19 protein-coding genes are annotated in these 17,354 nt (G+C 67.7%); 4 read left to right on the top strand and 15 right to left on the bottom strand.

The genetic code is table 11. From position 1 onward, the window contains the following. Nucleotides 1-10: 10 nt before the first annotated feature. The 5 genes from DDE23_RS06270 to DDE23_RS06290 all read right to left on the bottom strand — a co-directional run bounded on the left by DDE23_RS06270 (nucleotide 11) and on the right by DDE23_RS06290 (nucleotide 4,925). Complete coding sequence (locus DDE23_RS06270; protein WP_107750457.1) at nucleotides 11-1,033, bottom strand: enoyl-CoA hydratase/isomerase family protein; 1,023 nt, start codon at nucleotides 1,031-1,033, stop codon at nucleotides 11-13. Next, nucleotides 1,033-2,178: an acyl-CoA dehydrogenase family protein gene (locus DDE23_RS06275; protein WP_107750456.1), complete on the bottom strand. Its 1,146-nt coding sequence runs from the start codon at nucleotides 2,176-2,178 to the stop codon at nucleotides 1,033-1,035. The genes DDE23_RS06270 and DDE23_RS06275 overlap by 1 nt, the downstream gene beginning before the upstream one ends. Before the next feature lie 241 nt (nucleotides 2,179-2,419). Then, nucleotides 2,420-2,842 (bottom strand): hypothetical protein, encoded by a 423-nt coding sequence (locus tag DDE23_RS06280; protein WP_107750455.1) that lies wholly within the window; start codon nucleotides 2,840-2,842, stop codon nucleotides 2,420-2,422. Between the two features lie 80 nt (nucleotides 2,843-2,922). Then, nucleotides 2,923-3,255 carry a cupredoxin domain-containing protein gene (locus DDE23_RS06285; RefSeq protein ID WP_107750454.1) on the bottom strand — a complete coding sequence of 111 codons (333 nt, stop codon included), beginning with the start codon at nucleotides 3,253-3,255 and terminating at the stop codon, nucleotides 2,923-2,925. A gap of 170 nt (nucleotides 3,256-3,425) precedes the next feature. Next, on the bottom strand, nucleotides 3,426-4,925 hold the full coding sequence (locus tag DDE23_RS06290) for a CoA-acylating methylmalonate-semialdehyde dehydrogenase (protein WP_107750453.1): 1,500 nt from the start codon (nucleotides 4,923-4,925) through the stop codon (nucleotides 3,426-3,428). A 97-nt stretch (nucleotides 4,926-5,022) separates the two neighbouring features. Here DDE23_RS06290 and DDE23_RS06295 point away from each other — a divergent pair, with 97 nt between their 5' ends. Next, nucleotides 5,023-5,925: a LysR family transcriptional regulator gene (locus DDE23_RS06295; protein ID WP_107750452.1), complete on the top strand. Its 903-nt coding sequence runs from the start codon at nucleotides 5,023-5,025 to the stop codon at nucleotides 5,923-5,925. Here DDE23_RS06295 and DDE23_RS06300 read toward each other — a convergent pair. Together DDE23_RS06300 and DDE23_RS06305 are read right to left on the bottom strand one after the other, a co-directional pair. Then, entirely contained in the window at nucleotides 5,907-6,575 is a 669-nt protein-coding gene (locus DDE23_RS06300) for a hypothetical protein (protein WP_107750451.1), read from the bottom strand. The two genes, DDE23_RS06295 and DDE23_RS06300, sit on opposite strands and share 19 nt — an antisense overlap. A gap of 12 nt (nucleotides 6,576-6,587) precedes the next feature. After that, a complete protein-coding gene (locus DDE23_RS06305; protein WP_133239525.1) occupies nucleotides 6,588-7,223 on the bottom strand; it encodes a hypothetical protein in 636 nt (211 codons plus the stop codon). Between the two features lie 204 nt (nucleotides 7,224-7,427). On the opposite strand from DDE23_RS06305, the gene DDE23_RS06310 reads away from it, so the two are divergent. Then, a complete protein-coding gene (locus tag DDE23_RS06310; RefSeq protein ID WP_107750449.1) occupies nucleotides 7,428-7,859 on the top strand; it encodes a CBS domain-containing protein in 432 nt (143 codons plus the stop codon). Between the two features lie 4 nt (nucleotides 7,860-7,863). Here the strand turns inward: DDE23_RS06310 and DDE23_RS06315 are convergent, their stop codons facing one another. Then, complete coding sequence (locus tag DDE23_RS06315) at nucleotides 7,864-8,871, bottom strand: hypothetical protein (protein ID WP_133239526.1); 1,008 nt, start codon at nucleotides 8,869-8,871, stop codon at nucleotides 7,864-7,866. A 190-nt stretch (nucleotides 8,872-9,061) separates the two neighbouring features. Between DDE23_RS06315 and coaD the strand changes: the two genes are divergently transcribed. Further along, the gene (gene coaD, locus DDE23_RS06320; protein WP_107750447.1) at nucleotides 9,062-9,568 is read left to right on the top strand and encodes a pantetheine-phosphate adenylyltransferase; all 507 of its coding nucleotides are present in this window, start codon (nucleotides 9,062-9,064) and stop codon (nucleotides 9,566-9,568) included. On the opposite strand, the gene DDE23_RS06325 is transcribed toward coaD, so the two are convergent. The 5 genes from DDE23_RS06325 to gap (DDE23_RS06345) form a co-directional block, all read right to left on the bottom strand. Next, on the bottom strand, nucleotides 9,565-12,069 hold the full coding sequence (locus DDE23_RS06325; RefSeq protein WP_107750446.1) for a cation:proton antiporter: 2,505 nt from the start codon (nucleotides 12,067-12,069) through the stop codon (nucleotides 9,565-9,567). The genes coaD and DDE23_RS06325 overlap by 4 nt on opposite strands. A gap of 81 nt (nucleotides 12,070-12,150) precedes the next feature. Beyond that, nucleotides 12,151-13,155, bottom strand: a complete 1,005-nt coding sequence (gap, locus tag DDE23_RS06330; RefSeq protein ID WP_107750445.1) for a type I glyceraldehyde-3-phosphate dehydrogenase — start codon at nucleotides 13,153-13,155, stop codon at nucleotides 12,151-12,153. A 128-nt stretch (nucleotides 13,156-13,283) separates the two neighbouring features. Then, nucleotides 13,284-13,829: a cytochrome b/b6 domain-containing protein gene (locus tag DDE23_RS06335; RefSeq protein ID WP_107750444.1), complete on the bottom strand. Its 546-nt coding sequence runs from the start codon at nucleotides 13,827-13,829 to the stop codon at nucleotides 13,284-13,286. A 3-nt stretch (nucleotides 13,830-13,832) separates the two neighbouring features. After that, nucleotides 13,833-14,087 carry a PepSY domain-containing protein gene (locus DDE23_RS06340; protein WP_107750443.1) on the bottom strand — a complete coding sequence of 85 codons (255 nt, stop codon included), beginning with the start codon at nucleotides 14,085-14,087 and terminating at the stop codon, nucleotides 13,833-13,835. A gap of 187 nt (nucleotides 14,088-14,274) precedes the next feature. Then, nucleotides 14,275-15,276 carry a type I glyceraldehyde-3-phosphate dehydrogenase gene (gene gap, locus DDE23_RS06345; RefSeq protein WP_107750442.1) on the bottom strand — a complete coding sequence of 334 codons (1,002 nt, stop codon included), beginning with the start codon at nucleotides 15,274-15,276 and terminating at the stop codon, nucleotides 14,275-14,277. Between the two features lie 275 nt (nucleotides 15,277-15,551). On the opposite strand from gap (DDE23_RS06345), the gene DDE23_RS06350 reads away from it, so the two are divergent. Further along, on the top strand, nucleotides 15,552-15,836 hold the full coding sequence (locus tag DDE23_RS06350; RefSeq protein ID WP_238149914.1) for a DUF1294 domain-containing protein: 285 nt from the start codon (nucleotides 15,552-15,554) through the stop codon (nucleotides 15,834-15,836). Here the strand turns inward: DDE23_RS06350 and DDE23_RS06355 are convergent. Beyond that, a complete protein-coding gene (locus DDE23_RS06355; protein ID WP_107750440.1) occupies nucleotides 15,833-16,885 on the bottom strand; it encodes a threonine aldolase family protein in 1,053 nt (350 codons plus the stop codon). The two genes, DDE23_RS06350 and DDE23_RS06355, sit on opposite strands and share 4 nt — an antisense overlap. Beyond that, on the bottom strand, nucleotides 16,885-17,346 hold the full coding sequence (locus tag DDE23_RS06360) for a YcgN family cysteine cluster protein (protein WP_107750439.1): 462 nt from the start codon (nucleotides 17,344-17,346) through the stop codon (nucleotides 16,885-16,887). The genes DDE23_RS06355 and DDE23_RS06360 overlap by 1 nt, the downstream gene beginning before the upstream one ends. Nucleotides 17,347-17,354: the final 8 nt, after the last annotated feature.

The following is a 17,354-nucleotide window of genomic DNA, read 5'->3' on the forward strand; positions in this document are numbered from 1 at the left end:
CCGCGCCCCTTCAGAAGGTCAGCTCGTCCGCCCCGAGCGGCGCCAGCATGGCAGCGACCTCGGCCTCTGTCACGGCCCCGGGTGCGGGGTGCTTCCACGTCGGGTTGCGGTCCTTGTCAAGGATCTGCGCCCGCACCCCTTCGATGAAATCGCCGTGCTCCATCGAGCGCCAGGTCCAGCGGTATTCCTGTTTCAACGCCTCTTCCAGCGTCAGCGGCGCCGGGCGCAGCATGGCCAGCGTGCAGGCCATCGACAGGGGCGAGTTGCGGCGGATGGCCTTCAGCGCCGATCGGGCGAGGGGGCTGTCGTCGCCCTCCAGCGCGGCGATGATCGCGGGCATCGTCGGCTGGCCGAACAGCCGGTCGATGCGCGATTGCTCGGCCGCCATCGGGCTTTCGGGCGTGTGGCGGACGGGCAGGGCGTCCAGATCGCCGGTCTCGCAGAGCGCGGCCTTGGTCGCGTCCCATTCCGCCTCGGGCAGGAAGCGGTTGGCGAACCCGGCGTGGATCGCGTCGCCCGGGCCCATGCGTGCGGCGGTCAGCGCCAGATAGAGGCCCAGCTGCCCGGGCGCCCGGCCCAGAAGATACGTGCCGCCCACGTCGGGTATCATGCCGATGCCGCATTCAGGCATGGCCATCTGCGTCGTCTCGCCCACCACCCGGTGCGGGATATGGCAGCCGTAACCCACGCCGCCGCCCATGACGAAGCCGTGCAGGAAGCTGACGATGGGCTTGGGATAGGTCGCGAGCAGCCGGTTCATGCGGTATTCGTCGCGCCAGAAGTCGCGGCCCATGGCGTAATCGCCCTGTTTGCCCGCGGCTGTCACCTGGGCGATGTCGCCGCCCGAGCAGAAGGCCCGCTCGCCCGCGCCGTCCAGAATGACCAGCGAGACCGTGGGATCGTCGCGCCAGCGTTCCAGCGCCGCGGTGGTCTCAAGGCAGATCTCATGGGTCAGCGCGTTCAGCGCCTTGGGGCGGTTCAGGGTCAGCCGACCGGCGCGGCCTTCGGTGCGGATCAGGAGGTCGGGTTCCATCAGCCCCTCTCGGCCAGCAGCGCGCGGGCGGTAATCAGGCGCATGATCTCGTTGGTGCCCTCAAGGATCTGGTGCACCCGCAGGTCGCGGACGATCTTCTCGATCCCGTAGTCCGCCAGATACCCGTAGCCGCCATGCAATTGCAGGCATTGGTCGGCGACATGGCTGCCGGCCTCGGTCACGAATTTCTTGGCCATGGCGCAGAATTTGGTGGCGTCGGGGGCCTTCTGGTCCAGCTTCCACGCTGCCTGCCTGAGGAAGGTGCGGGCCGCCTGCAACTCGATCTCCAGATCGGCGAGGCGGAATTGCAGGGCCTGGAACTGGTCGATGGTCTTGCCGAAGGCCCGACGCTCGCCCATGTAGGTCAGCGTCTGGTCGAGCGCCGCCTGCGCGCCGCCCAGCGAACAGGCCGAAATGTTCAGCCGCCCGCCATCGAGCCCGATCATCGCGTATTTGAAGCCGTCGCCTTCGGTGCCGACAAGGTTTTCATGCGGCACGAGGCAATCGTCGAACTGCACCTGCCGCGTGGGCTGCGCGCGCCAGCCCATCTTGTCCTCGAGCCCGCCGAAGCTGAGGCCGTCGCTGCCACTTTCCACCACCAGCGTGGAAATCCCCTTCGGCCCTTCGCCGCCTGTCCGGCACATCACGACATAGGCGTCGGAATAGCCCCCGCCCGAGATGAAGGCCTTGGTCCCGTTCAGCCGGTAGCCCGCGTTCGATTTCTCGGCCCGGGTCTTGAGCGAGGCGGCGTCCGAGCCCGCGCCGGGTTCGGTCAGGCAATAGCTGAGCAGCGTCTCCATGGTCACGGCCGGGGCGAGGATCCGGGCCTTCAGGTCCTCGGAGCCGAACTTGTCCAGCATTGCCGCGCACATGTTGTGGATCGAGAGGAAACTGGCCACCGCCGGGCAGGCCATGCTGAGCGCCTCGAACACCAGCGTGGCGTCCAGTCGCCCCAGCCCGGTGCCGCCCGAGGCCTCGCCGACATAGAGCCCGCCGAAGCCCAGCTCGCCCACCTTGTGCCAGAGGTCGCGCGGGATCGTGCCCTCGGCTTCCCATTGCCGGGCGAAGGGGGCGATATGCTCCTGCCCGAATTCATAGGCCATGTCGAAAATGGCGCCCTGTTCCTCGCTCAAGGCGAAATCCATGCCTGCTCCCCCCGTGGCGCATTGGAATTGAACGGGTTTTTAGCTCCCGGTTGTTGCAGCAATGTTTCAGCCGCGCCCCAGGGCCGCAAGGGCGGTTGAACCGTGACGCGGCGTCGCGCGGCTGACCGGAAAGAGCCCGCCCGGAGGTGCCGAGGTTCCGCGAGCCCTCGCTGCCGCACGCCCCGCCGGGGCCGCGGTTTTCGGGCTGATGGGCGCGCGCGCGGCTGTCCGGCGCCGGTCCTCAGCCCGCCGCCGACAGCAGGTCGTGCATGCGCCGCTCGGGCTGGCCGAGGATATCGAGCGCCTCGGCCTCGTGCCGCTGGATCGTCGCCATGACCGAGGTCACGCCCTGCCAGGACCGCAAGATCAGCTTGGCCATGGCGAAACCCTCGTCATGGGGGGCGTAATAGACCAGCAGCGTCTGGATGCCGTCCGCCGGGCGGAACAGGTCGGCCTTTCCGGCCTGCAGCTTTATCAGTTCGACGATGTCGTCCTCGAACCCGGTGACATCCGACAGGTCGACCAGCTGCATCTGCCCCGGGCGACTGGCGGGGTGGCGCAGGTAATCGGCGATGGCGTCACGGGTGTCACCGATGGTGACGAAGCCCGAGTAATGCACGTAGACCAGGCCACGCTCGGGCAGGATGGTGAAACTCGCGGGCAAGGGGCCTCCGGCATTGCGAGGGGACATCCTAGCCGGATTTCCGGGCCGTTCCAGCGCTCTGTGGCCCGCGAGCTCCCGGTTCAGCCGGTGACGACGACGCGGCCGCGCATCGAGGGGTGGATGGCGCAGACGTAATCATAGGTGCCCGGTTGCGCGAAGGTCAATTCGCCGGTGCCGCCGCGGCTCAGCCGCCCGGTATCCATCCCGGCGGCCTGGAAGGTCGCGGTATGCGGCGCCCCGTCCTGATTGGTCCAGCGCACCGTGTCGCCGGCGGCGATGGTGATGGTCTGGGGGGCAAAGGCCATGCCCTGGATGGTGACGTCCTGCGTCGCGGCGGCGGCGGGCAGGGCGGCGAGGGACGCCGGGACGGCAGCGGCGGTGATGAGGAAGGCGCGGCGGGAAATATCGGTCATGAAAGCCTCTCGGGTTGCAGTGTCGGAATGAACAGAATGCAGTAAAGGGGCCGACTGGCCCTGTTCCCGCGGGAACAGAGCCCTTGAAACGCTAAAGCCGCGCGGCGGGTTCAGGCAAGAAATTTGATCGGTGGCGGAACAGGAAAGGGGCCCCGCAGGGCCCCTTCCGTTCAGTCCATCGCCTTGAAGTTCAGGGCGGCGCCCTCCTTGATGCCCGAGGGCCAGCGCGCGGTGATGGTCTTCGTGCGCGTGTAGAAGCGGAAGCCGTCCGGCCCGTGCTGGTTCAGATCGCCGAAGCCCGATTTCTTCCAGCCACCGAAGGTGTGATAGGCCAGCGGCACCGGGATCGGCACGTTGATGCCGACCATGCCGATGTTGATCCGGTTGGCAAAATCGCGCGCCGTGTCGCCGTCGCGGGTGAAGATCGCCGTGCCGTTGCCGTATTCGTGGCTGATGGCGAGGTTGATCGCCTCCTCGTAATCCTGGGCGCGGACCATCGACAGGACCGGGCCGAAGATCTCGGTCTTGTAGATGTCCATGTCGGGGGTGACGTGGTCAAACAGATGCGCGCCGACGAAGAAGCCGTCCTCGTAGCCCTGCAGCCGGAAGTCGCGCCCGTCGACCACCAGTTCCGCGCCCTGCTGGACGCCGGTTTCCACCAGCCGCAGGATATTGGCCTTGGCGGCGGCGGTGACGACCGGGCCGAAATCCACGTCATCGCCCGCGGTCCAGGGGCCGATTTTCAGCTTCTCGATCTTGGGGATCAGACGCTCGCGCAGGGCTTCCGCCGTGCCTTCGCCCACCGGCACCGCGACCGAGATCGCCATGCAGCGTTCGCCCGCCGCGCCGAAGCCCGCGCCGACCAGCGCATCGGCCGCCTGATCCATGTCCGCGTCGGGCATGATGATCATGTGGTTCTTGGCGCCGCCGAAGCATTGCGCCCGCTTGCCGGTCGCGGCGGCCCGTTCGTAGATGTATTGCGCGATCGGGGTCGAGCCGACGAAGCCCACCGCCTGGACGACCGGCGAGTTGAGGATGCCGTCGACGGCCTCCTTGTCGCCGTTGACCACCTGCAGCACGCCGTCGGGCAGGCCCGCTTCCTTGCAGAGCGCGGCGAGCATCAGCGGCACCGAGGGGTCACGCTCGGAGGGCTTGAGGATCATCGCATTGCCCGAGGACAGCGCCGGGCCCATCTTCCACAGCGGGATCATGGCGGGGAAGTTGAAGGGGGTGATGCCCGCGACCACGCCCAGGGGCTGGCGCATGGAATACATGTCGATGCCCGGACCGGCCGAATCGGTGAATTCGCCCTTCAGCATCTGCGGTGCGCCGATGCAGAATTCGATCACTTCCAGCCCGCGCTGCACGTCGCCCTTGGCGTCGGGGAAGGTCTTGCCGTGTTCGGACGACAGCGCCTCGGCCAGCTTGTCCATGTCGCGGTTGATCAGGCCGACCAGCGCCATCATGACCCGCGCGCGGCGCTGCGGGTTGGTGGCGCCCCAGGCGACCTGCGCCTTGGCGGCCGAGGCGATGGCGGCATCGAGTTCCTCGGTCGAGGCGAGCGCGACCTTGGCCTGAACCTCGCCCGTCGCCGGGTTGAAGACATTGGCGAAACGCCCCGAGTTTCCGGCGACGAGCTTGCCGTCGATCCAGTGGCCGATTTCCTTCATGGGATCCTCCTGTCAGTTCGGGGCAGATTACTCTTGCAGAAATGACCTGAACAGGGGCAGTTCCTCAAAAGGCGTTTTGCAGGATTGCAAAGGGAACATGGCCGACTGGGACGATCTGAAGGTGTTTCTGGCCGTGGCGCGGGGCGAGAGCCTGTCGCGGGCCGGGCGGGTGCTGAAACTCGACGCGGCGACGGTGGGCCGCCGCGTGGCGCGGCTGGAGGAGGCATTCGGCGCGCGGCTCTTCACCCGCTCGCCGCAGGGCTATGTCCTGACCGACGAGGGGGCGCGGCTGGTCGCCCCGGCCGAGGCGATCGAGGCGCAGATGGCCCGCGCGGCCGAGGCGCTGGCCGGCCCGGCCGAGGGGATCAGCGGGCAGGTCCGCATCGGCGCGCCGGACGGGGCGGCGAATTACCTGCTGCCGCAGGTGGTGGCGCGGATCGTGGCCGCGAACCCGGGGCTGGAGGTGCAGATCGTGGCCTTGCCCCGCGTCTTCAGCCTGACCCGGCGCGAGGCGGATATGGTGATCGCGGTCTCGAAGCCGGAACAGGGCCGGGTCATCGCCACCAAGATCACCGATTATCGGCTGTCGCTGGCGGCGTCCGATGCCTATCTGGGCAGCGCGCCGCCGCTCACGTCGCTGGCCGATCTGCCCGCGCATCGGGTGATCGGCTATATCCCCGACATGATCTTCGACCGCGAGCTGGATTATCTGGCCGATCTGGGGGTGGAACAGCCGCCCGTCGCCTCGAATTCCGTTTCCGTCCAGCTGAACCTGATCCGGCAGGGGGCGGGGGTCGGCGTGGTGCATGATTTCGCGCTGCCCGCGGCGCCGGGGGTGCGGCGGGTGCTGACGCGGGACTTCGGCCTCACCCGCGCCTTCCACCTGATCCGCCACGCCGACGACCGCCGCGTGCCGCGCATCGAGCGCTTCGCCGAGGTGCTGGTCGCGGGGCTCAGGGCCGAGGTGGCGCGGTTGGAACGTCAGTCGCAGGGGGAATGAGGCGTGCCGTCCACCCCCAACCTTGGACAGACCTGCAGCGAGAACATCAGACCGCCGCGCTGCCGCCACCGGGCGGTGTCGACGGCGCCCGGGTCATGGGTAGGGCCGCGCTCGGCCCAGTGCAGTGAATAGGTCGCGTGATCGGTGATGAAATACTGGATCATCGCATCCTCGCTCCGCGGCTGCCCGTGCAGCCTGCCACAGCCGAACCGGAAGCCGATCATGGCGCGGTAGCCATGGACGCCCCGCTGGTCAACGTCCGCGACGATCGACGGGTTCTGCGCGCAGCGCTCGGCGAACTCGATCGCGAAGGGACGCAGAAGATCGACCACGAAAGCTGCCGGGTCTTCGCCGGCGCGGGGCAGGGCGGTGGTCGATGCCAGGGCGATGATCTGCGTCCAGTCCGTGACACTCTCGTCTTGCGGGACCCACTGGGCAAGGAACCGGCCAGGCCCGGTCTCGCCCTGAAAATCCGGTGCCGCGGGGAGCTGCGGCCCGAAGGGATAGGGGAACGAGACGTCGTGGCCCTGGATCGTCTGGTGCACGACGAAGATTACGTCCTTAAGCGGTCGGCTCTGCGCCTCCGCCGTGACGGCACAAGCCAGCACAACCAACACCGCCAGGATCTGCCGATAGTCGCCGCGCACCATGCCGCTCACCGTTCAGTCGCAGGACGGGTAGGGTTCGCCCTCGCCCGGGGCGGGGAGGCAGAGGCGGGCCTGCGACAGACTCTCGATCCGCGGGCGCCAGCGGTCGAAGGCTTCGGCATCGAAGGCGGCGCGGGCCGGGCCGCGTTCGGCCCATTGCAGGGTGTAGCTGTCCTCGGCCCCGACCATGACCAGGATGACCATTTCCTCGGAATGCTCGGTGCCGGTGACCCGCGGGCAGCCCAGATAGGCCGCGAAACTGGCCCGGCTGCCCTGATCCAGCGTCAGGGGCAGGGGCAGGGCCGCGACCTCGGCCTGGCAGGCGCCGCGATAGCCGTTGAGGAAATGCACGGCGATCGACTCGCCCACCCGGGCGGCGCCGTCGGCATCGAGGCCTTGACCCACGCCCTGATGGCCGGTCAGGGTCTGCATCTGCGTCCATTCCTCGGCGCTGTCGCCCTCGGGCACCCATTCCATCAGGAAAAACCCCTCCGGCGTTTCGACCTGAAAGACCGGGGCGGCGGCCAGGGTGAGGGGGAAGCTCACCACCTGGCCATAGACCGGCAGGCGCGCCTGGATCGGGCTTTGGCCCATGGCCGCCAGCGGTGAAACAAGCGCCAGGGCAAGGGTCAGGGCAGGCAGGGTGCGCATCGGGATCCTCGCGGCGGGGGCTGTCGGGATCACGGTTTCATGCGTCCGGGCGAAGATCAAGACCATAGGCCGCGCCGCGCCCCCGAGGCGGGCAATGGGCGGGGCCCCGGCCGCGAAAGCCTTTCCAATTGAAATCAACCCTTGACAGACTCCGGTCGCAAGTGTCCGATTTCAAGGACATAGAAGGCAACGGGAGAGGCCCCCATGCTCGTCAGTCAAATCCTGAAATCGAAGGACAGCGGCGTCATCACCATCACCCCCGGTGCAACGCTGCGCGAGGTGGTCGAACTGCTGTCGACCCGCCGGATCGGGGCGGTGGTGGTCTCGAGCGATGGCAAGAAGGTCAAGGGCATCATTTCCGAACGCGACATCGTGCGCGAACTGGGCCGCGCCGGTCCGGCCTGCCTGGACCAGAAGGTGGATTCGGTGATGACCCGCGCGATCTATGGCTGCGCGCCGGGCGACACCACCGATTCCGTGCTGGAGACGATGACCACCCGCCGCTTCCGCCACATGCCGGTGATGGAGGACAATGTCATGGTCGGCTTCATCTCGATCGGCGATGTGGTGGCCGCGCGCCTCTCGGAACTGCAGATGGAGCGGGACGCGCTGACCGGGATGATCATGGGCAATTGAGCCCTCAGGCGGCGGGGGCGCCCCGCCGCCGCAACCGGAGCCAGGTGCGGATCCCGGCGATCAGCGGCACCAGCCCGGTAAGGGCCAGCAGGAAGGCCACGCCGCCCACCATGCGCGCCGCGAATTCGGCGCGGGCGGCATAGCCCTCGCGGAAGGCCGCCAGATCGCCATACGCCATGATGCGGGTTTCGCGATCCTCGACGGGGCCTTCGACGCCGGCGGCGATCTCGGCCCAGAGGATGACCGGATCGCCATTTCTCAGCCCGCAATCGGTGCCATCGCCGGTTTGCGGCCAGTCCAGCGCGCGGTAGTTGTAGGCGGCGCCGGTCGAGCGCAGGCGCTGACCATCGGCAAGCTCGATATAGAGCCGGGAATTTCCCCGCACCGGCCGCGTGTAGCCCAGCGAGCGGCCGCGCTCGCGGCAGTTGAACTCGCGGATGAACAGGTCATCCGCCAGGTCCGAACCGATCCGGCCCTCGATCAGTGCGACCACCGGGTGACCTTCGCGGCGGTTGCGGTTCATCGCCACCAGCGTTTCCAGATCGCGCACCGGTTCGACGCGGTGCAGCTGGAAGAACTCGTTGGCCGGGGTGAAGACCTTCAGCGCCACGCCCAGATGCATGACAAGGAGCAGCCCGCCCAGCAGAAGCGCCACCCAGGGCCGGCCGGGTTCGATGCGGGGCATCACCAGCCGCACGAGAGCCCAGGTCACCATCCACAGCGCCAGCGGCCAGATCAACTGCCCGGCCAGCAGTTCGAACGCCAGCCGGTCGATGCGGAAATAGAGGATCGCCACCCCGACCAGCGCCGAGGCGAGCAGAATGCCCAAGGCCGCAGCGGGTGCGCGCAGGCTCCACATGCCGACCAGCCCGACGAGCAACACCCCGGAAAGGCCCAGCATGCGCCACGGCCCCTCGGCCTCGGCGGCGATGTCGAACAGCGTGTTGGCAGCGGCGAAACCGACGATCAGCAGCGACAGGCCGATTGTCTGCACTCGGTCAGTACGGGTCATGCGGAAATCCTTGATCGGAAGGGCAAGGGAACAAAATATTGGGTCGTGCGAGTGGGATAGCGGGTTCAATGCCCCCAGATCCTAGGGCCGCGTCATGCTGCGCCGCAACACTTTCCCGCCGCTGCGCCCTTGCATCTTTTCACGCAATATTGTTGCGTTGCGGCGCAATGACATCCGCAAGGGGGACGCGATGCGCATCGGGCTTTATCCAGGCACCTTCGATCCGCTGACGCTGGGACATATGGACATCATCAACCGCGCCTGCGCGCTGGTCGACCGGCTGGTGATCGGCGTGGCGATCAACCGCGACAAGGGGCCGCTTTTCTCGCTGGATGAACGGGTGGCGATGGTCGAGGGCGAGACGGCGGCGCTGAGCGAGCGCACCGGGGTCGAGATCGTCGTCCATCCCTTCGAGAATCTGCTGATCGATTGCGCCCGCGACGTGAACGCGGGCGTCATCATTCGCGGCCTGCGCGCCGTGGCGGATTTCGAATACGAATTCCAGATGGTCGGCATGAACCGGGCGCTCGACGACAAGATCGAGACGGTGTTCCTGATGGCCGATGCCCGGCGGCAGGCCATCGCCTCGAAACTGGTGAAGGAAATCGCCCGGCTGGGCGGCGATGTCACCAAATTCGTGCCCGCGCCGGTCAATACCGCGCTGCGCGGGCGTTTCGGCCCGGCGCTGGAACGCTAAAGCGCCGCCAGCGCCCCGGGATCCAGCGGCATGCCGCGTTTCTCGGCGCTGGCGAGCACCGCCTGCCGCAGCGACTCGTCGGTTTTCAGCATCTGCAGGAAGCGTGCCTCGTCTAGCGTGAGCAGCGTGCAATGGGCGATGGCCGTGGTCTGGCCGCGGCGGAAATTGCGTTTCAGCAGCGCCAGATGGCCGAACATCTCGCCCGGACCCAGCCGCAGGATCTGCGGCCCGCGCACCTGTTCGACCGCGCCCGAGGCGATGAACCAGACCTGCCGAGGCGCCTCGTCCTTCTTCAAGAGCACGGTGCCGGGCGCGACATAGACCGTCCGCATTTCGCGCATCAGCAGCTTGCGGCGGTCGACCGGCATGTCGGCGAAAAGCGGAAAGGCCGCGACCAGCGCCATGCGCTGGATGGCGAGATCCAGTTCCGGCCGCCGCGCCAGCTCGCCCCGGCGGCGGGAGATGCCGACGGTCAGCGCATGGCGCAATTCCGGCCCGATCAGCCCGTCATCGACCAGCGCCGCGTATTCGCGTTCCTCCTGCGAGAGGGCGATCTGGCGGATCAGGCGGCGCTCCAGCTCTTCGGCATAGCCGGGGAATTGCAGGCGCAACCCGTCGAGCGCCCGGTCGGCTTCCTCGGTCCGGCGTTCCAGCAGGTCGTGCAGCAGGTCGCCGACCCGCTTGCCGTGGATGCGGCGGATGCGGGTGTCGATGAAGCTGTGCAGGTCGCGCAGGATCGGCGCCAGCGCCACCAGGTATTCGAAGCGGTCGGCGGTCTGGCGACCCAGCGCGCCCGAGAGGCGGAGCCGGTTGTGCAGGAAGACCGCCGTGCGGTGGCGCAGGTTCGAGCGGTGCGCCTTGCGCGCGGTGCTGAGATAGGCGAGGCGGCCGCCGGTCCGCGTGCCTTCGATCAGGCGGTCGGCGTCGGCGACCATCTGCGTGGCAAGCCGGGCGGGCAGCATCCCGTCGCGAAAGGCTTCGAGGATCAGATCGCGTTCGCGCCCGGCCAGCGCCACAAGGCCCAGCGTGATGCGGTCACGGTCGGGGATCTCGGCGCCCTGATCGGCGGCGGCGACGGCTTCGTCCACCCGTTCGGCGAAGCGCTTGGCCTCGTCCCTGACCGTCTCACGCGCCAGGCCGAAGTCGCGGGCGGTGTCCGAGACCGTCTCGCGCACCGTCTGCAGTGCCACGGCGACGACCTGCGCGGCCAGCGCCGAATCGAGGGGCGACAGCCGGTCGAGGCCCAGCCGGTGGATCACCCAGCGGAGCGAGGTGCCCTGCACGATCAGCGTGAACAGGGTGAAACCGGTGGCGACGATGCCGACCTGGCGCTTGATGTCGACGGGGATGCGGAAACTCTCGGTCACGACCAGCGCCAGCGCCAGCGTCACCGCGCCCCGCAGGCCACCCCAGAGGATCGCCGCCCGCTGCCGCCGTTCGACCCGGGGCGAGACCTTCAGCCGGGTCAGCAGCGGCATCAGCCCGAAGAGGATCAGCGCCCGTGCCGCCAGCGCCGCGACCACGGTGACGCCGACCAGGAACAGGTCCCAGGGCCGGACATCGGCCAGAAGCCGCGGGATCAGGATCGCGGCCAGCACGAAGATCAGCGCCCCGGCCCAATAGCCCAGCAGGTCCCAGGTATCGTTGAGCTTGGCCTTGTTCTCGGGCGAGATCTTGCCGGGCGCGTGGAAGTTCAGCGCCAGCCCCGCCGCCACGACCGCCACCACGCCCGAGGCGCCAAGCCCGACTTCGGCCAGGATATAGGTGAGATAGGGCAGGGCGACCGACATCGAGACCTGCCCCAGCGGGTGCTGGTCCAGCCGGGCCAGGGCCTCGACCGCCAGACGCCCGGCGAACCAGCCGATCAGGCTGCCGCCGATCATCAGCCAGGGGAATTGCACCACCACATCGGACAGCTGCGGGTTGGGGATGCCGAAGGCCACGAAGGCGAAGAACAGCGAAAAGAGCGCGATGGCAGCCGCGTCGTTCAGCAGGCTCTCGCCCTCGACGATGCGGGCCAGCCTCAGCGGCGCGGGCGTGGCGCGGAAGATGCCGACCACGGCCGAGGGGTCGGTGGTCGAGACGATGGCGCCGATCATCAGGCAGGCCATCAGCGGCAGATCCGCCACCGGATACAACGCCCAGCCCACGGCCAGCGTCGATATCACCACCGCGACCACCGCCAGCAACAGGATCGGCACCCAATCGTCCAGCATCCGGCGCAGGTCGATGGTCAGCGAGACCTGGAAGATCAGCGTCGGCAGGAAGACATAGAGGAAGAAGTTCGACCGGATCGGCAGGTTCTGGATCAGCGTCGCCGCCGCGGTCAGCATCTCGGTCTCGCGCGAGGCGATGAGCCAGGCCGAGGCGACGCCGATGGCGATGCCGAGAAGGGCGAGGATCACGGTGGCAGGCAACCGCAACCGCTCGGCAAGGGGCTCGGAAAGCCCGATGACGGCGAAGAGCCCGGCGGTTATGGCAACGATTGCAACAATGTCCATGTTCTTAAGATAAAAGGAAAACCCGCGGGCGCACAGGGCCGCGGGCTCAACTTTCGGAAATGGACTGAAACAATTCGCGCTTTAGCCGAGTTTGCCGATCTCTGCCGCGGTATCGAGCATCCGGTTGGAAAAGCCCCATTCGTTGTCATACCAGGCCAGCACCCGCACCATCGTCCCGTCCATGACCTTGGTCTGGTCGAGGGCGACGATGGACGAGCGCCGGTCATGGTTGAAATCGACCGAGACATTGGGCAGCGCGGTGACGCCCAGGATGCCCTTCAGGGGGCCCTCGGCCGCGGCGGCCGTGAGGGCCGCGTTCACCTCGTCCTTCGAGGTGGCGCGCCCGGCCTCGATCACCAGATCCACGGCCGAGACATTGGGCGTGGGCACCCGGATCGCCACGCCGTCGAGCTTGCCGTCGAGTTCGGGCAGCACCAGCCCTACCGCCTTGGCGGCGCCGGTCGAGGTGGGGATCATGCTGAGCGCCGCGGCCCGGGCGCGGTAGAGATCCTTGTGCAGCGTGTCCAGCGTCGGCTGATCGCCGGTGTAGCTGTGGATCGTGGTCATGAAACCCTTGTTGATGCCGATCGCGTCGTTCAGCACCTTGGCCACCGGGCTCAGGCAATTGGTGGTGCAGGAGGCGTTGGAAATGATCTTGTGCTCGGGGCGCAGGACCTTGTGGTTCACGCCATAGACCACGGTCGCATCGGCCCCTTTCGAGGGGGCCGAGACCAGCACCCGCGTCGCGCCATTCTCCAGATGCACGCGGGCCTTTTCGGCATCGGTGAAGATGCCGGTGCATTCCAGCACCACATCGACATGCTGCCAGGGCAGCTCGGCCGGGTTGCGGATGGCGGTGACCTGGATGCGGCCGCCGCCGACATCCATCCAGTCATCGCCGGTCGTCACCTCGCCGTCATAGCGGCCATGGACGGAATCGAAGCGCATCAGATGCGCGTTGGTCTCCACCGGGCCGAGGTCGTTGATGGCGACGACCTGAAGGTCCGAGCGCTTCTGGTCCATCAGCGCGCGCAGGACAAGGCGGCCGATGCGGCCGAAGCCATTGATGGCAAGTGTGGTGGTCATGAAAGCTCCGGGCCCCGGGGAGGCTGCATCCGGGGCGCATTGTTTGCGCTAACACCACGTTTCGCCGGAAAAGTCAACCGTCGGCGGCGGAAAACGGCTCTGCCGGTGGGGTCGGCAGAGCCAGGCGGTCAGTGGAGGTCGAGCACTTCGACCCCCTCGGGCACCGGCTTGTCGCCGGTGATCATGGCCCGCGCCAGGTTGATCCCGATGCGCCGGCTTTCCCAGATGACGGCGGCGACATGCGCCGCGACCGAGAGTTCGGCCCAGGTGACCAGCGCCTCGTGCAGCTCCTTGACCCAGCCCACGCCCCAATAGGCGAGGGTCGTCTGCATGTAGCCGGTGACGGCGATGGCGATCACGGTCAGCAGGATGTTGACGATCATCAGTGCGCCCAGCGGCGTATGGCCCAGATGGGCCCGGCGGCGATGGGCGCGGATGTCGCCGATCTGTTCGGCCACCGCGAAGGGCGTGGGCAGGAAATCGGCGAAGCGGGCGCGGGCCGGGCCGATCAGTCCCCAGACGATCCTGAGGCCGATCAGCGCCGCTACCGCGTAGCCAACCCAGCGATGCAGCCGGCTTTCAGGGTCGAGGATCAGCGCATTCAGAGCAAAGAGCGTGACCAGCGACCAGTGAAAGAGCCGCAGGAACGGGTCCCAGACATGGTAGCGGCGCATGGCTCAGCCCTCGTTGCTGCGCAGGATCTGCAGCGCCTCGTTGAGGTAGATCTCGTAGACATGGCCGTCCTTGACGGCATAGGCCTCGTAAAGCCCGTCTTCCACGGCGACGCGGCGCACCTCGTAGCCCTGCGCGGTCAGCAGGCTGGTGATCTGCGCCTGGACCTCGGCGCTGGGGGCGGCTTCGGTTTCGGCCAGCGCCGGCAGGGCGAGCATCGTTGCAAGGGCGGCGGCGAGGGTGAGGCTGGTGCGGGACATGAGGGATCCTTGATCGGTGAGGGTCGGGGCGACATGCCCCAGGCTGGCCCCGATCTGCCCCCTCCGCCGGGGCGCCGCCATTGGTCCCGGGGCGGATCCCGGTCGCCTCAACCCCGGGGTGGAGACGAAAAAGGGCCCGTCCGAAGACGGGCCCTGGCACTCGGAACGAACCCGAATGTCTGGCAGATCAGATCAGGCGGCCCATGGCGCCGGCCACATCGGCCATGCGGCACGAGAAGCCCCATTCGTTGTCATACCAGGCCAGCACCCGCACCGTGCGCTTGCCGACGACCTTGGTCTGGTCGGGGGCGAAGATCGAGGAATGCGTGGTGTGGTTGAAGTCGATGGAGACCTTGGGCTCGGGGTCATAGGCCAGCACATGGCCCATGGCACCGGCGGCGGCCTCGCGCATGATCTCGTTCACGTCGGCCACGGTCACGTCCTTGCCGGCGACGAAGGTCAGGTCCACGGCCGAGACGTTCGGCGTGGGGACGCGGATCGCGGTGCCGTCGAGGCGCCCGGCCAGTTCCGGCAGCACTTCGCCCAGCGCCTTGGCGGCCCCGGTCGAGGTGGGGATCATCGCCATGGCGGCGGCGCGGGCGCGGTAGAGGTCCTTGTGGCGGCGGTCCAGCGTCGGCTGGTCGCCGGTGTAGCTGTGGATCGTGGTCATGATGCCCGATTCGATGCCGATGGCGTCGTTCAGGACCTTGGCCAGCGGCGCCAGGCAGTTGGTGGTGCACGACCCGTTCGAGACGACCAGATGCTCGGCGGTCAGCGCGCGGTGGTTCACGCCATAGACGATGGTCTTGTCGGCGTTCTTGGCGGGCGCCGAGACCAGCACGCGCTTGGCGCCCCGGCCCAGATGCACGGCGGCCTTGTTGCGGTCGTTGAACTTGCCGGTGCATTCCAGCACCACGTCCACGCCCTGCCAGTCCAGTTCCTCGGGGTTGTAGGTCGACATGACGCGGATCGGGCCGCGGCCCAGGTCCAGCTGGTTGCCTTCGACCCGGACGGTGCCGGGGAAGCGGCCATGGACCGAATCGTATTTCAAGAGGTGCGCGTTGGTCTCGATCGGGCCGGTCGCATTGATGGCGACGACCTCGACATCGTTGCGGGCGCTTTCCGCGATATGGGCCAGCGTGCAGCGGCCAATGCGCCCGAAACCGTTGATACCGATGGTGATGGTCATGGTGTGTCTCCGTCAGGGGTCGGATGGGCGTCGGGGCGAAGGGGAGGGCGCCGCCGGCCGGGCCGAAGCATGCGCAGGGTATACCGGTTCGAAGATGGCAGAGAAAGGGCGAAAAGCGATATTTCGCAAGGCGTTAGCGCAAACCGGGGGTTTCCCGCCCCTGTTTGCGTTAACGCCGCGGCCTCGGCTTGGTGTCAAACACCGCCCGGACCGGCATTGCATTGCCCCGCGCCAGAACCTAAGAGGGCGCCACGAGTCAACCACCGGGGCATGTGGTGTTTCTGGCACTGGCCATTCTCTATCTGTTCGTCCTGAACGCCGCGGCCTATCTCGCCTTCGCCCGTGACAAGGCGGCGGCGATCGAGGGGCGGCGCCGGATCTCCGAGGACCGGCTGCTGGCGCTGGCCTTCCTCGGCGGCTCGATCGGCGCGAAAGTGGCGCAGATGGCGCTGCGCCACAAGATCCGCAAGGAACCCTTCCGCCAGCAGCTCAACGGCATCATCGCCGTGCAGATCGTGGCGCTGGCGGCGGTCTTTGCCCTTTCCTACATGGCCCGTTAGAGCGCGGCTTTCAGCAGCGACAGGAACTGGTCGATCTGCGCCGCACTCGTCGACCACGAGGTCACGAGCCTGCATTGCTGCGGATGCGCGGGACCGGCGCCGTCGGGGGGCGGCGCGGGCCAGTCGTAATAGACCGCACCCGCGGCCCTGAGCGCCTGATGCGCCGCCAGCGGGAATTCCGCAAACAGGATGTTGCCGCCCCGCGGATGCACCAGCCGCACGCCCGCCGCGATCAGCCCCGCTTGCAGACGCTCGGCCGCGGCATTGGCCTTGCCGGCCAGATCGAGCCACAGGTCATCCGTCAGATAGGCGTCCATCTGCGCGCTGAGATAGCGGTGCTTGGAGAAAAGATGCCCGCCGCGCTTGCGCCTGAGTTCGAATTCCCAGGCCTTCGCCGGATCGAAGAAGATCACCGCCTCGACCCCCATCAGGCCGTTCTTGGTGCCGCCGAAGGACACGACATCGACGCCAGCCTTCCAGGTCATCTCGGCGGGGGTGCAGCCCTCGGCCACCAGCGCATTGGTGAAGCGCGCGCCGTCGAGATGCACGGCCAGACCCTTGGCCTTGGCCATGCCCGCCAGCCGGGCAATCTCGGCCACCGTGTAGCGTGCGCCGCGTTCGGTGAGGTTGGTCAGCGACAGAAGGCCCGGCTGCGGGTGGTGCACGCCGCTGTGCATCGCCGCCAGCACCTGCGCGAAGGCCTCGGCGTCGATCTTGGCGTCGGCGCCTTCCAGCAGCGTGAGCTTGGCGCCGCCCGCGAAGAATTCGGGCGCGTTGCACTCGTCCTCCTCGATATGGGCGTGGCGGTGGCAATAGATCTGGCTCCAGGGCTGCACATAGGTGGCGATGGCCAGCGAATTGGCGGCGGTGCCGGTGGCGACCAGATAGACCGCGGCCTCGGGCGCCTCGAAGATCCGGCGGATCTTGGCCCGGACGCTGTCCATCAGCGTGTCGGCGCCATAACCCAGCGCATAGCCCTCACTGGCCTGCGTCAGCGCGGCGAGGACCGGGGCAGGGATGCCGGAGGTGTTGTCAGAGGCGAAAAACATCAGATTTCCTCGTCGATGATGTAGTCTTCCCAGTCTTCCTCGGGGATCTCGAACTCGCCGAGGGTCTGGCCCTGCACCGAATGGCCGCCCTCATGCACCGTCGCCGCACTGCCCGAGACGAGCGGGTGCCAGTCGGCCAGCCCGCGCCCCTCGTTCAGCCGCCGGTAAGCGCAGGATTTCGGCATCCAGTAGGAAATGTCGGCCAGCGTGTCCGGCGTCAGCACCACGCATTCGGGCACGATGCTCTTGCGGACCGCGTAGTTCGCGCATTGGCAGGTCGCGTCGTCGAAGAGGCGGCAGGCGATGCGGGTGAACCAGACCTCGCCGGTATCCGCATCCTCCAGCTTGTTGAGGCAGCATTTGCCGCAGCCGTCGCAGAGCGCTTCCCATTCGGCGGGGGTCATCTTGTTCAGCGGCACGCGTTCCCAGAAACGCGGCCTGAGAGTGGGGGTCTTGGCCATGGCGCGAC

Source organism: Pararhodobacter aggregans (assembly GCF_003075525.1).
Lineage (GTDB): Bacteria > Pseudomonadota > Alphaproteobacteria > Rhodobacterales > Rhodobacteraceae > Pararhodobacter > Pararhodobacter aggregans.

Excerpts from the sequence above, each read along its gene's own strand:
- DDE23_RS06270 (WP_107750457.1), bottom strand. The coding sequence starts at position 1,033 with ATGGAACCCGACCTCCTGATCCGCACCGAAGGCCGCGCCGGTCGGCTG.
- DDE23_RS06275 (WP_107750456.1), bottom strand. The coding sequence starts at position 2,178 with ATGGATTTCGCCTTGAGCGAGGAACAGGGCGCCATTTTCGACATGGCC.
- DDE23_RS06285 (WP_107750454.1), bottom strand. The coding sequence starts at position 3,255 with ATGACCGATATTTCCCGCCGCGCCTTCCTCATCACCGCCGCTGCCGTC.
- DDE23_RS06290 (WP_107750453.1), bottom strand. The coding sequence starts at position 4,925 with ATGAAGGAAATCGGCCACTGGATCGACGGCAAGCTCGTCGCCGGAAAC.
- DDE23_RS06295 (WP_107750452.1), top strand. The coding sequence starts at position 5,023 with ATGGCCGACTGGGACGATCTGAAGGTGTTTCTGGCCGTGGCGCGGGGC.
- DDE23_RS06300 (WP_107750451.1), bottom strand. The coding sequence starts at position 6,575 with ATGGTGCGCGGCGACTATCGGCAGATCCTGGCGGTGTTGGTTGTGCTG.
- DDE23_RS06305 (WP_133239525.1), bottom strand. The coding sequence starts at position 7,223 with ATGCGCACCCTGCCTGCCCTGACCCTTGCCCTGGCGCTTGTTTCACCG.
- DDE23_RS06310 (WP_107750449.1), top strand. The coding sequence starts at position 7,428 with ATGCTCGTCAGTCAAATCCTGAAATCGAAGGACAGCGGCGTCATCACC.
- DDE23_RS06315 (WP_133239526.1), bottom strand. The coding sequence starts at position 8,871 with ATGACCCGTACTGACCGAGTGCAGACAATCGGCCTGTCGCTGCTGATC.
- coaD (WP_107750447.1), top strand. The coding sequence starts at position 9,062 with ATGCGCATCGGGCTTTATCCAGGCACCTTCGATCCGCTGACGCTGGGA.
- DDE23_RS06325 (WP_107750446.1), bottom strand. The coding sequence starts at position 12,069 with ATGGACATTGTTGCAATCGTTGCCATAACCGCCGGGCTCTTCGCCGTC.
- gap (WP_107750445.1), bottom strand. The coding sequence starts at position 13,155 with ATGACCACCACACTTGCCATCAATGGCTTCGGCCGCATCGGCCGCCTT.
- DDE23_RS06335 (WP_107750444.1), bottom strand. The coding sequence starts at position 13,829 with ATGCGCCGCTACCATGTCTGGGACCCGTTCCTGCGGCTCTTTCACTGG.
- DDE23_RS06340 (WP_107750443.1), bottom strand. The coding sequence starts at position 14,087 with ATGTCCCGCACCAGCCTCACCCTCGCCGCCGCCCTTGCAACGATGCTC.
- gap (WP_107750442.1), bottom strand. The coding sequence starts at position 15,276 with ATGACCATCACCATCGGTATCAACGGTTTCGGGCGCATTGGCCGCTGC.
- DDE23_RS06355 (WP_107750440.1), bottom strand. The coding sequence starts at position 16,885 with ATGTTTTTCGCCTCTGACAACACCTCCGGCATCCCTGCCCCGGTCCTC.
- DDE23_RS06360 (WP_107750439.1), bottom strand. The coding sequence starts at position 17,346 with ATGGCCAAGACCCCCACTCTCAGGCCGCGTTTCTGGGAACGCGTGCCG.